We start from the raw sequence: 12,045 nt of genomic DNA on the forward strand, positions 1-12,045 counted from the left end.
CACCAAAGATGGATCACATGAGCACGAACTCTGCCCCCTCCGCCGTCTGGCCTGCCGCCCGCGTGCGCGGCACCCTCGCCGTCGTCACCGGTCGCGGCGAGCGCGCGCCCGTCTACGAGCGCTTCGCCACGCGCATCAGCGCCGATGGCTACACGGTCGCCGTCTTCGAAGCGGATGCCGATGCCGCCGCCGCATGGCTCGCGAGTGTCGAAGAGTCGCCACGAATCCTCGTCGGCTCAGACACCGGTGCCGCGTCCGTGTTAAGAGTGCTCGCGCAGGGCAGCGAAGTGGATGCCGCCATCGTCGCCGGCACGCCAGTCGAAGTCGACGGTGTCGTCCAGCCGGTCGACACTGATCGCACCGCATGCCCGTTACACCTCGGTGTGCTCAGCAGCGCCGAGGCCCGCACGTCGCCGCTCGCCGCCGAGCCCGTCCCACCGGCCGCGGACCTCGCCGCGGTCGCCGTTCCAGTGCTCGCGTTTCATGGCTCCGCAGATCCGGTGTCCCCGTTCAACGAAGCAGAGGCGTTGCTCAACGCGGTTCCCGATCTTGAGCTGATCGAGACGGTCGGGGGCCTGCATGACGCGCTCAACGATGCCTCCCATCGCAGCGTGGCCGCCACCATCGTGTTGTGGTTGGAACGACTTCGCACAGGCGATGTGCACACGCCAGTGGTGCGGGCCCTTCGACCACTGGAACTGTCGGCTCGTCATGCCTCGGAGTCGCTGGTCTCATGACCGCGTTTTCCACTCAGCAGGTGCAGGCCGGGTATATCTCCGGCACACCGCAGAACAGCGCCGTCCCCCCGATCTACCAGACCGCCGCGTACGAGTTCGCATCCCTGGCAGATGCCGCCGATCTGTTCGCACTACGCAAGACCGGCAACCTGTACAGCCGCAATGCGAGCCCCACGCAGCAGGTGCTCGAAGAACGCGTCGCGGCACTGGAAGCAGGCACGTCCGCCGTCGCGGTCGCCTCAGGGCAGGCCGCGGTCGCCGTCACCTTGCTCGCGCTGGCCGGGCGTGGGGGTCACATCGTCGCCGCGAACCAGCTCTACGGTGGCACGGTCGATCTGCTCCAGGACACTCTGGACGACTTCGGCATTCCGGTGACCTTCGTCGACCAGGACGATCCGGACGCCTGGCGCGCGGCGATCCGCCCGACCACCCGCATCCTGTTCGCCGAGTCGGTCGCAAACCCGATCGCGCAGGTGCTCGATATCCAGCTGGTCGCCGATATCGCGCACGACGCAGGGGTTCCGCTCGTCATCGACAACACCGTGGGCACGCCCTACCTGATACGTCCGGGCGAGCACGGCGCCGACTTCGTCGTGCACTCGGCGACGAAGTTCCTCTGCGGCCATGGCACGTCCCTCGGTGGCGTCGTCGTCGATCAGGGCACCTTCGACTTTGGTGCACAGCCTGAGCGGTGGCCGCAGTTCACGGCGCCGTACCCACGATTCGGCGACCTTGTGCTGTGGGAGCGCTTCGGCATCGGGCAGTCTTTCTCGGCCCTGGTCAAGTCGAAGTACGTGCATGACCTCGGCCCGTCGCTCTCACCCTTCAACGCCTGGCAGATTCTGCAGGGCATCGAAACGCTCGATCTGCGGGTGGCTCGCCAGAGCGCGACGGCCCTCGCGATCGCCGAGCATTTGGCGCAGCATCCGAAGGTGGCCGCTGTGCACCATCCTGGACTCCCCGGCAACCGCTGGCACACGCTCGCCGAGCGCTACTTGCCGCGGGGCATCCCCTCGGTCTTCTCGTTCGATCTCGCTGGCGCCGACGATGCCGGCGCTGAGGACGCTGGCGCTGACGATGCCGGCGCTGACCATGCCGGCGCCCAGGCCCGCGTCGCGCGGGTGGTCGACGCGCTGGAGGTCGTGCGGCTGGTCGCGAACATCGGCGATGCCCGCAGCCTCGTCGCGCATCCCGCATCCATGACGCATTCGCATCTGAACGTCGACCAGCGAGCAGCCGCCGGCATCTCGCTGAACACCATCCGATTGAGTGCCGGGTTGGAAGATCCTGCCGACATCATCGCCGACCTCGACCGCGCGCTTACGCACGCCTGACGACTGGAGCATCATGCGCATCAATCTCGGATACTGGACCCCGGTCTACGGCGGGTTCCTCCGCAACGTCACCGACGAGGGACGCATGGCCGCCACGTGGGAGTACATCCGCGAAATTTCAGTGAAGGCAGATCTCCTCGGATTCCACACCACGCTGGTCCCAGAGCTGTATTTGAACGACCGCAAGGGGATCGATGCCCCGAGCCTGGAAGCTTGGTCGCTGTCCGCGGCGATCCTGGCCGTGACCGATCATCTGCGCGTGATGACAGCAGTCCGGCCCGGTTTCCATCTGCCCGCAGTCCTCGCGAAGACTGTCAGCACTCTCGACAGCGTTGCCCCTGGACGCATCGCGCTGAACGTCGTGGCCGCGTGGTGGGCAGAAGAGGCACGTCAGTTCGGTGGTAATTTCACCACCCATGACGAGCGCTATGTGCAGGCCAAGGAATTCGTCGAGGTGTTGAACGGGCTGTGGGAGAGCACACCGTTCTCCTTCGCCGGCAGCCATTACGAGTTCGAGGGCGCGATCGTCGAGCCCAAGCCATCAGCGCATCCGGTGATCTTCGCCGGCGGCGAGAGCGACGCCGGCCGCGAAGCCATCGCCGACTTCGCCGACGCCTATGTGATGCACGGCGGCACGCTCGATGAGGTCCGCAGCAATGTCGCCGACATGAACGCGCGGTCCGAGCGGCTGCATGGCCGCCCGATCTCAGAGTTTGGGATGCCGGCATATGTCATCGTCCGCGACACCGAAGCCGAAGCACAGCGCGAACTCGACCGCATCACCACCGTTGACCCTGACTCCCCCGGGTATGCATCATTCGAGGAGTTCAAGCGCAACTCGAAACTGTCACTCGAGGTGAGTCGCCGTGAGTACTCCGTCGGCACCCGCGGTCTGCGCCCCAATCTCGTCGGCACGGCCGAGCAGGTCGCCGAGCGTATCCACGACTACGCGGAAGCCGGCATCACACTGCTGCTGATTCAGGCCTCACCCCTGGATGAAGAACTCGAGCGCATCGCCGAGCAGGTATTCCCGCTCGTCCCGCAGGAGGCACTCGTATCTGCTCTACGCTGAGAACATGACTGGTCTTCGCTGGGGAATCCTCGCCACGGGTGGCATCGCCACCTCCTTCGCCTCCGATCTGCGCACTGCGGGTCTCGATCTGGTCGCGGTGGGATCCCGCTCGCAGGCTTCGGCTGACGCTTTTGCTGCGAAGTTCAACATTCCACGCGCACATGCGTCTTACGAGGCGCTCGTCACCGATCCTGACGTCGACATCATCTACGTCTCCACACCTCACCCGATGCATCACGCGGGCGCGAAGCTCGCTCTCGAGAACGGCAAGCACGTGCTCGTGGAGAAGTCGTTCACTCTCAATCGTGCCGAGGCCGAGGACCTGCAGCGCATTGCCACCGAACGCGGCCTTCTGGCGATGGAAGCCATGTGGACGCGCTATCTGCCGCACATGGTGCGCATCCGGGAGATCATCGCCGAAGGCACCCTGGGTGAGATCCGCGCGGTGAGCGCAGACCACACGCAGCGGATCACCGCTGACCCCGAGCACCGCCTGAACGCGCTCGCGCTCGGCGGCGGCGCGCTGCTCGACCTCGGCATCTATCCGATCTCGTTCATCTGGGACATCCTCGGCGCACCGACTTCGATCCAGGCCACCGCACGTCTGATGGAGACCGGCGCAGATTCCGAGGTCGCCACGGTCATGACGCACGCGAGCGGCGCGGTCTCGACCAGCCTCTCCTCGTCTCGCGCGGCCGGCCCCAATGCCGCCGCGATCATCGGCACCGACGCGCGAATCGAAATCGACCGTGTCTGGTACACGCCGACATCCTTCCGCGTGGTCGGTCCTGACGACACGGTGATCGAGAGCTACGCCTCCGAGATCGACGGCCGCGGCATGCAATACCAGGCCTTCGCCGCAGAGGGCGCAGTCGCCGCCGGGGACACCGCGGGTGCGCTGCTTCCGCTCCCCCTCGCGGAATCCGTTGCGATCATGGGAACGCTCGACGAGATCCGCGCGCAAATCGGCGTCCGCTACCCGAGCGAGGAGAGCACTCATGGCTGACCCTCAGGACCCTCGCGTCGCTGTCTACCTGGACTTCGACAACATCGTCATCTCTTGGTACGACCGCGTGCACGGGCGCAACGCCTACGGCAAAGACCGGCAGCGCATCACCGAGAACCCGAATGATCCCGAGGTCATCGAGCGGCTGAGGAGCGCGATGATCGAGGTCGGCGCGATCATCGACTACGCCGCATCCTTCGGCACGCTGGTGCTCACTCGTGCCTACGCTGACTGGTCATCGCACGTGAACGCCGAGTACCGCTCGCAGCTCGTCGCGCGCGCGGTCGACCTTGTACAGCTGTTCCCTGCGGCCGCATATGCGAAGAACGGTGCCGACATCCGTCTGGCCGTGGATGCTGTGGAAGACATGTTCCGCCTCCCCGATCTCACCCACGTGGTGATCGTCGCCGGCGACAGCGACTACGTCCCTCTCGCGCAGCGCTGCAAGCGTCTGGGCCGCTACGTGATCGGTGTGGGCGTCGCTGGATCGACCGCCAAGTCGCTGGCCGCGGCGTGTGACGAGTTCGAATCCTACGATTCACTGCCGGGTGTCGTACGCCCGGCACCCAAGCAGGCTGCCCCATCTGCCGAGCCGGTTGCCCCGCAGGTCACCGAGCCGGTTGCACGGCGGAAAACTGCGAACGCCGAGCCGGCTGCACCGCGTACGACTGCGGATGCCGAGCCCGAAGCCCCCGCGACGAAACCCAAGGCTGCGGCCAAGAGCCGCGCGAAGAAGGTGGCCAAGCCTGCCGAGCCGGTCGAAGAATCGGCCCCGACCACCGAGCAGGAAGAGGCCACCCTGCTGCTGGAGCGTGCCCTTCGCCTCGGTCATGACAAAGCCGGCGCGGATGAGTGGCTACACAGCTCTGCCGTGAAGACGCACATGCGCCGCATGGATCCGTCGTTCAGCGAGAAGGCGCTCGGCTACCGTTCATTCTCGGACTTCCTGAAGTCTCGCGATGAGATCACCGAGCTCGAGGAGACCGGTCATGAGCGACTGGTCCGCCTCCTTGAGGATTGAGACGAGACGCACGTGAGTACTGAAGAACTCGACGAGCGGATCGCGCAGCCGTGGAACGACGGTGCACTGTATGCCGCACACGGCGGTTCGTTCCCCGCCACTGTCAGCGGCACCGGGGTGGTCGGCAGCATCACGGTGTCTGGCCTCGCCCAGGCCGACGATCACGCTCTCGTCGTCGAGGCCTTGGAGCAGCACCTCGGGCTCTGAGGACGCCTCGTCCACCGCTCAGTCGGTGCGGAGGCTGCCGATCTGACGGCGGACTTCGTCGATGCTGCGCATGACCGCGACCGAGTCATTCAGGGAGTGCAACGGTGATTGTGTGCGCCCCTCTGCGACATATGATGCGAGTGCGGCAGCCTGCCAGGCAAGCCCGTCCCGCCCGACGAGTCCGCTCTCATCCTCCCAAACCTGCTCCGCACCATTCAGCGTGATGCGCAGTCTGGCCGGGAACACGAAGCTCGTCTCGTAGCTCACCGAACCGGCAGTGCCATACACGGCGGCGAGCCCAGGGGTCGTCACGGTCGTCGATGCGCTCACCATGCCGCGTGCACCGCGATCGTTCTCCAGCGAGATCAGCGCTTCGGTCTCAGCCCCGGTGGGGGCAAGAAGTCCCGATGCGGCGATGCTGGTAGGGACTCCGAGCACAGAGTGCGCGAACCACAGGCTGTAAACCCCGGCATCGATCATCACTCCGCCGCCGACGGCGGGATCAAAATTGGGATGCTCCGGGTCATACGTCCACTGCCATCCAAGGTGCGCGGTGACCAGCCGAACATCGCCGAGCGCGCCATCATCAAGAAGCTGCGCGAGGATGTCGGACTGCGGCAGGTACCGCGACCACATCGCCTCCATCGCGAAGACCCCGGCAGCCTTGGCAGCCTGAGCGATTTCCTCCGCTTGCACCGCAGTGAGGGCGATGGGCTTCTCGATCAGCACGTTCTTGCCCGCCGCGATCGCCTCGAGCGCCAACGGATGATGCTGCGCGTGCGGCACCGAAATGTACACGACATCAATGTCGTCATCGTCAAGAAGACCTTGATAGCCCTGGTAGCGACGCGGGATGCCGTGGCGCTGCCCGAACGCCTCAGAGCGTTCCTGCGACCGTGACGCGACCGCGTGCACACGCTGATCTGTGTGTCGATGCACCGCGCTCACCCAGTCTTCTGCGATCCCTCCAGGACCGAGAACTCCCCAGCGCAGCACCGAACCGCCGCGCAGTGGGGTCACCCGCGGCACAGGTACAGACATTGGGTGACGTTCACTCACGATCGGTCTCCTTCTTGAGATCAAGTGGGGTTCACGCCCCCAGGCTCTCCCACTCTAGGCTTGGAGCATGACCCACATCTCGCAATCGCCGTATGCGCGCGCGCTGGATGATCGGATGCATGAGCTGCACCCCACGCTGCAGCAGTACTTCTCATCACTTCCCGAGGGGCACATCGGTGTCGGCGAGGGCGTGTTCAGCAGAGTCGGCACTCCTCGGCGATGGCTGTGGCCGTTGCTGCGTCCGCTGCACGAGCGCGGCGTGGTTTACGCGGGCTGGCAGCTGAGCGTCCCGTTCCGGGTCACCAACCGGCTCGTCAACGGCCGCGCGGTCAGCGAGCGTGAGTTTCTGCTACCTGGCCAGTCCTGGACGATGCGCGATGCCGTGTCGCTGCGGCCACACGGCAGACTCGTCGATGAGCTCGGTGAGCCGGGGATTGTGGCGGCGAGCTTCGAAGCCGAGGTGCGAGACGGCGCACTGATGATGACCAGCCACACGGTCGGTATTCGCATCGGAATGGCCAAGGTGCGCTTTCCCCGCTTCCTCTCCCCTGTCGTGCGCCTCACGGAGAGCTTCGATGACGTGCTCGAGCGTCAGCGTGTGGCCGTCACCATCGATGTCCCTCTGCTGGGCCGGGTCTACGAGTACGCCGGCGACTTCAGCTATCGCATCGAGGAGGACCCGCAGTGACCGCAGGACGCATCGTGATCGGAGGATCCTCCGGATTCATGGGACAGCACCTCCAGCGTAAGTACCGCGCCGAGGGCCGCGAGCTCGTCACGATCTCCCGGTCGGGTGCTGATCTGAGCTGGGGCGATCAGGCCGGCATCGACCAGGCCGTCGACGGAGCTTCCCTCGTGATCGGGCTCGCCGGCAAGAGCGTGAACTGTCGCTACACACCGGAGAACCGAGCCGAGATCTTCCGATCCCGCCTCGACACCACAGCTTCGCTCAGCGCTGCTATCGCGAGCGCCTCGAATCCGCCCGCACTGTGGGTGAACTCATCGACCGCGACGATCTATCGTCATGCCGAAGACCGGCCGATGACAGAGTCCGCGGGTGAGATCGGCACCGGATTCTCCGTCGAGGTCGCGAAGGCGTGGGAGCAGTCGTTGTTCGCCGATGACCTGCCGCGCACCCGCCGGGTGGCGCTGCGCAGCACGATCGTGCTGGGCCATGGCGGCGTGCTCGGACCGCTGAAGAACCTCGCGAGGATCGGACTCGGCGGAGCACAGCACGACGGTTGGTGGCCGGTGTCGAAGTCGCGGCGCGCGGCCGGCACCGGACACTTCCCGGGCGCGAAACGCGGCGCGCAGCGCTTCAGCTGGGTCCATATCGACGACGTGGCACGCATCATCGATTTTGTTGAGCAGCATCCAGAGCTTGACGGCCCCGTGAATGCCGCGGCCCCCTACCCCGTCGACAACACGACCTTCATGGCGAGCGTGCGGCGCATGTTGGGCGCGAAGTTCGGCCCGCCAATGCCGCGATGGATGCTGGAGATCGGCGCCATCGGCATCCGCACCGAAACCGAGCTCATCCTCAAGAGTCGGTGGGTGGTACCGGAAAAATTAGCGGCTGCAGGATTCGAGTTCGAGTACCCGACGCTGGATGCCGCACTGCAGAAGTCCTTCGACCTGGCAGAATCGAACAGTTGATATTCACCGAAGAGAGACACTGATGACTACTGAGGCCATGGCCAAGCGGCTGGACTACAACCCCGGCCCCCGTGTCGGGATCACGTTTTCGACGTTCGACCTGCTCCATGCCGGGCACATCATGATGCTCGCTGAGGCGAAGCGCCAATGCGACTACCTCATCTGTGGGCTGCAGATGGATCCGACGCTGGATCGTCCGGAGAAGAATGCTCCGACGCAGACGGTCGTCGAGCGGTACATCCAGCTGCGAGGCTGTGAATACGTTGACGAGATTGTGCCGTACTCGACCGAACAGGATCTCGAGGACATCCTCCGCTCTTTCAAGCTCGACGTGCGCATTGTCGGCGATGAGTACATCGATCGTGACTTCACCGGTCGCACATACTGTGAGGAAAGCGGGATCGAGCTGTACTTCAACGGCCGAGACCACCGTTTCTCCAGCTCCGGGCTGCGCAAGATCGTGGCCGCCAAAGAGGCAGAGCGCGTCGCGCGACTCTGACGGGCGTCACGCATGCGTCGCGTCGCCGCCCTCCTGTTTGCGCTTCTCAATTTCCTGACGTAGCCGCCATTCTTCGATCTCGCGGTCCAGGTCTGCGATCTGCTGCTCGGTGTTGCGGGAGTCTGCGGGCGGCGCCCAGCGCGAGTTCGCCGGCGTCTGCGTCCTCGTCTGCACCCGCGTCTGCGCCGCACGACGTGGCATCCTCGGCATGGGAATGCCGCCCCCGGAATACTCACGGCCGAGAGCGAACCAGAGGATGCTGCCGATCAGCGGCAGGAAGATAACGAGGATGATCCACACCATCTTCGGCAGACGCTTCACCTGGGCGTTGTCGCGCGTGATGACATCAATCAGCGCGACGATCATCAGCGCGACGACAAGAATCGACAAGAACGGCATGACTTCAGGGTAGACGACAGGCGAGTGTCATGCCCGCGATCAGCCCGGTGCTTGAATGGGGCCATGGCTTTTCTCGTCTCTCCCGCTCCCGTCACTCTCACCGGAAGCCTCGTCGAACTGCGCCCGCTCGATCGCAGTCACCACGACGGGCTCGTCGAGGCCGTGCAAGAGGGCAACCTGCAGGAGACAGCCTGGTACACATCCGTGCCCGCACCTGACGGAGTCGCCGCCGAGATCGAGCGTCGCCTCGCACTCAGCGAGAAGGGTGAGATGGTGCCGTTCACCGCATTCGATGCCGCCGGACGCGTGATCGGGCAGACGACCTACTACGACCTGGTCGCTGACGTGCCGCGTCTGCACATCGGATACACCTGGAATCGTCTATCCGCTCACGGCACCGGAACGAACGCGGAGTCCAAGCTGCTGCTCTTGCGGCATGCGTTCGAAACCCTCGGTGTCTACCGCGTCGGATTGACCACGCAGTGGCTGAACTTCCAGTCCCGTACGGCAATCGAGCGGCTCGGGGCGAAGCAGGACGGCGTGATGCGGGCGATCTCCCGCTATCGTAACGGCGCGCTACGCGACAGCGTGGAGTTCTCCGTCATCGAGCCGGAGTGGCCGGCTGTGAAGGCGAACCTGGAAGCACGATTGGCGAAGCACCGCCGGGGTTGACACCCCGACGGCGCTTCGCGTGCTGAGCGTCAGTCTTGTGCGTAGCTGAGGCCGAACCCGTACGCGAAAAGCGCCCCGTCTTCGGTCTCGTCGTAGCCGGGAGTGTCGCTGTTCTGCTCGATAACAGCCGCACGCGTGCCGGCCAGAGCGAACGGCAAACGCCCCTGCGGGTTGAACTCGCCGGAGACGACGTCCATCAACGCCGCCGTGGTGTTGCCGAAGTTGGCGAGGATCGCACCGGCATCGCGCAGGCCACTCTCCTCGTCGAGCACGAACGGCTGACGGAAGTAGATGTCCAAAACGGTGTTCTCGGCACCGACCTCGGCCATCACCTGCTGCACCGAGTCGAGCCCCGGGGTGACCTCCCACGACTCGGACTGCGCCATGCCGGTGAAGTCGATGATGCTCGACTCCCAAGGCAGCGAGCCGCCGAAACGCAGACCGGAGTCCGTGCAGGAACCGGTACCGGTGACGACGCACGCGTCAGCCGCCCCATAAGGACTCTGCCCGTCGAGTCCCGTGAAGCCGTCGATCACACTCGGGTTGATGTGGTCGCCGTTGAGGCCCGTTGCGGGGTCGTTGCTGACGTAGCCACCAGTGTTCGCGTTGCTCGCTGTCATCGAGATGAGCGCCACATCCGCATCGGCAGCCGTGCGCTGCTCCGCCGGATCGTTGCCATCGATGACCTCGAAGCCGGCAGCCTTGACCTCAGCGGCATCGACGTTGCCGAGTACGTAGACCGTCTCGCTGCCCTTGAGCGGAAGGAGCGGCTCACCGTCAGTCTCCTCGTTCTGCAGGAGAACTGTTGACTTGCGCTGCAGGTCCAGAGCGCTCGCCTGGTGTTCTGCGCTGCCCACCGTGGCATCAGCAAGAGCGGGGTCAACATATGGGTTCTCGAACAGCCCCATCTCGAACATCGGCGCCAACATACGTTCAGCGGCAAGCGTCACACGCTCTTCGCTGACCAGACCAGTCTCGACGAGGTCCGTGATCGTCGCCACATCGTGGAAGCCCGAGAGCGTGTCGGTTCCGCCGTTGATCGCGGCGGCCACCCGCTCGGGCACCGTGGCATCCTCCATGCCCCACGCCCGGTCGTTGATGATGCCGGTATCGGAGTTCACATAGCCTGCGAAGCCCATCTGGTCCCGCAGCAGGCCGTTGACGATCTGATCAGAGAACGCCATGCCGACTTCCTCGTAGTCCACGCCTTCGTAAGTGACGTCGACGGGCACGCCGTAGTACGGCATGATCGACGAGACGCCGGCTTCGATGGCGGCTTCGAACGGCTTGAGGTGGTAGCCGAATGCGTCGCCGGGATACACCTGCGCCTTGCCGAACGAGTAGTGCGGGTCAAGACCCAGCTCCTGCGGGCCGCCACCCGGGAAGTGCTTCATGGTCAGCGCGACGTTGGTGTCCGGGCTCAACGAGTTGCCATCGTTGCCAACCTCGCCCTGAAGCGACTCGACGAGCTGCCTGGCGATGTTCGCACCGAGATCAGCACCCTCGGTGAATGTTTCGTGCGTACGGTACCAGCGCGGTTCAGTGGACAGGTCGGCCATGTAGCCGTACATGCCACGCAGTCCGATCGATGACCATTCGTCGCCCATCACGGTGGCGAACTCGTCGACGACGGACATGTCACCGTCGGTCGCCTCGCCAGTCTGCAGAGCCTGTTCGCCGAGCGCTGCCGCGGCGATGCCTGCTTCCTTCGGGAACGGCGAGAAGGCACCGGCCGACTCGTTGATGCCCGCTCGTGCCTGCGGATCGATGTGGTTGCGAGCGTTGGATTTGTACAGCACCGGGATGCCGAGACGTGTCGCTTCGCTCTGCTCCTGGACCGCGTTCATGAACTCTGCGGCTTCGGAGGGCGTCACGGTGACGTTGGTGGAGAAGCCGCCGCCCGCAGGCGCGCAGTCCGCCCGTTCACCGGCATCCACCACGTTGCGGAAGATGAAGCGGTGCATCTGCTGCTCGCCGATGTAGTCGGCTGCCAGCGCGGGCACAGTGCCGAACTCACCGGTGGCGACGTCGCAAGACGCGTTGAGCGTGTCGATCAGCATGAGGCCGGCCTTCTCCTCAAGCGTCATCTGGCCGATGAGGTCGGCTACCCGATCATCGACGGGCTTGCGCCAGTCCTCGTAGACGTCCAGTGCGCCGTTTGCGTTGAGGTCCTTGAAGTACCGGCCCTTGACCTTGATGGTGTCCTTGGCCTTGGCCTCCAGCACCGGCGGCTTGCCGTGATTGCCCTCATCGCTGGTGGCGACGGGCTGCGGTGCGGCGGCGACTCCGCCTATGCCGACGGCCAGGGTCAGTGGCACGGCAAGGAGGAGTGACGCCAGACCTCGGCGGCGGACTCCACGTGAGAATGCGCTCATGAATCAGT

General features: G+C 65.0%; 13 protein-coding genes. 10 read left to right on the forward strand and 3 right to left on the reverse strand.

Features of this window, described 5'->3' with window-relative positions; genetic code table 11:
- Window positions 1–17: 17 nt before the first annotated feature.
- Genes ACSU1G_RS14330 through ACSU1G_RS14355 form a run of 6 tightly spaced genes read left to right on the forward strand, consistent with a single transcriptional unit; the run spans window position 18 to window position 5,377 of the window.
- Window positions 18–737, forward strand: coding sequence for an alpha/beta hydrolase (locus tag ACSU1G_RS14330; protein ID WP_439280629.1), 720 nt, complete (start codon window positions 18–20; stop codon window positions 735–737).
- Window positions 734–2,071 (forward strand): O-acetylhomoserine aminocarboxypropyltransferase/cysteine synthase family protein, encoded by a 1,338-nt coding sequence (locus ACSU1G_RS14335; protein WP_439280630.1) that lies wholly within the window; start codon window positions 734–736, stop codon window positions 2,069–2,071. Before ACSU1G_RS14330 ends, ACSU1G_RS14335 begins: the two co-directional genes overlap by 4 nt.
- 13 nt (window positions 2,072–2,084) lie before the next feature.
- Window positions 2,085–3,143 (forward strand): LLM class flavin-dependent oxidoreductase, encoded by a 1,059-nt coding sequence (locus ACSU1G_RS14340; RefSeq protein ID WP_439280631.1) that lies wholly within the window; start codon window positions 2,085–2,087, stop codon window positions 3,141–3,143.
- A gap of 4 nt (window positions 3,144–3,147) precedes the next feature.
- Window positions 3,148–4,149 carry a Gfo/Idh/MocA family protein gene (locus tag ACSU1G_RS14345; protein WP_439280632.1) on the forward strand — a complete coding sequence of 334 codons (1,002 nt, stop codon included), beginning with the start codon at window positions 3,148–3,150 and terminating at the stop codon, window positions 4,147–4,149.
- Complete coding sequence (locus ACSU1G_RS14350) at window positions 4,142–5,170, forward strand: NYN domain-containing protein (protein ID WP_439280633.1); 1,029 nt, start codon at window positions 4,142–4,144, stop codon at window positions 5,168–5,170. The genes ACSU1G_RS14345 and ACSU1G_RS14350 overlap by 8 nt, the downstream gene beginning before the upstream one ends.
- A 12-nt stretch (window positions 5,171–5,182) precedes the next feature.
- Window positions 5,183–5,377 (forward strand): heme-binding protein, encoded by a 195-nt coding sequence (locus ACSU1G_RS14355; RefSeq protein WP_439280634.1) that lies wholly within the window; start codon window positions 5,183–5,185, stop codon window positions 5,375–5,377.
- An 18-nt stretch (window positions 5,378–5,395) separates the two neighbouring features.
- Here the strand turns inward: ACSU1G_RS14355 and ACSU1G_RS14360 are convergent, their stop codons facing one another.
- A complete protein-coding gene (locus tag ACSU1G_RS14360; RefSeq protein WP_439280635.1) occupies window positions 5,396–6,436 on the reverse strand; it encodes a Gfo/Idh/MocA family protein in 1,041 nt (346 codons plus the stop codon).
- Between the two features lie 67 nt (window positions 6,437–6,503).
- Here ACSU1G_RS14360 and ACSU1G_RS14365 point away from each other — a divergent pair, with 67 nt between their 5' ends.
- The 3 genes from ACSU1G_RS14365 to ACSU1G_RS14375 are packed head-to-tail and all read left to right on the forward strand — an operon-like array spanning window position 6,504 to window position 8,591.
- A complete protein-coding gene (locus ACSU1G_RS14365; protein WP_439280636.1) occupies window positions 6,504–7,124 on the forward strand; it encodes a DUF4166 domain-containing protein in 621 nt (206 codons plus the stop codon).
- Entirely contained in the window at window positions 7,121–8,092 is a 972-nt protein-coding gene (locus ACSU1G_RS14370; RefSeq protein ID WP_439280637.1) for an epimerase, read from the forward strand. Before ACSU1G_RS14365 ends, ACSU1G_RS14370 begins: the two co-directional genes overlap by 4 nt.
- Before the next feature lie 22 nt (window positions 8,093–8,114).
- Complete coding sequence (locus tag ACSU1G_RS14375) at window positions 8,115–8,591, forward strand: adenylyltransferase/cytidyltransferase family protein (RefSeq protein WP_439280638.1); 477 nt, start codon at window positions 8,115–8,117, stop codon at window positions 8,589–8,591.
- 6 nt (window positions 8,592–8,597) lie between these two features.
- Here the strand turns inward: ACSU1G_RS14375 and ACSU1G_RS14380 are convergent, their stop codons facing one another.
- Complete coding sequence (locus tag ACSU1G_RS14380; RefSeq protein WP_439280639.1) at window positions 8,598–8,990, reverse strand: PLD nuclease N-terminal domain-containing protein; 393 nt, start codon at window positions 8,988–8,990, stop codon at window positions 8,598–8,600.
- A 63-nt stretch (window positions 8,991–9,053) separates the two neighbouring features.
- On the opposite strand from ACSU1G_RS14380, the gene ACSU1G_RS14385 reads away from it, so the two are divergent.
- Window positions 9,054–9,662 (forward strand): GNAT family N-acetyltransferase, encoded by a 609-nt coding sequence (locus tag ACSU1G_RS14385; protein ID WP_439280640.1) that lies wholly within the window; start codon window positions 9,054–9,056, stop codon window positions 9,660–9,662.
- A 29-nt stretch (window positions 9,663–9,691) separates the two neighbouring features.
- Here ACSU1G_RS14385 and ACSU1G_RS14390 read toward each other — a convergent pair whose 3' ends face one another.
- Window positions 9,692–12,037, reverse strand: a complete 2,346-nt coding sequence (locus ACSU1G_RS14390; protein WP_439280641.1) for a glycoside hydrolase family 3 N-terminal domain-containing protein — start codon at window positions 12,035–12,037, stop codon at window positions 9,692–9,694.
- Window positions 12,038–12,045 lie beyond the last annotated feature (8 nt).

The organism is Microbacterium sp. A93 (assembly GCF_051842835.1).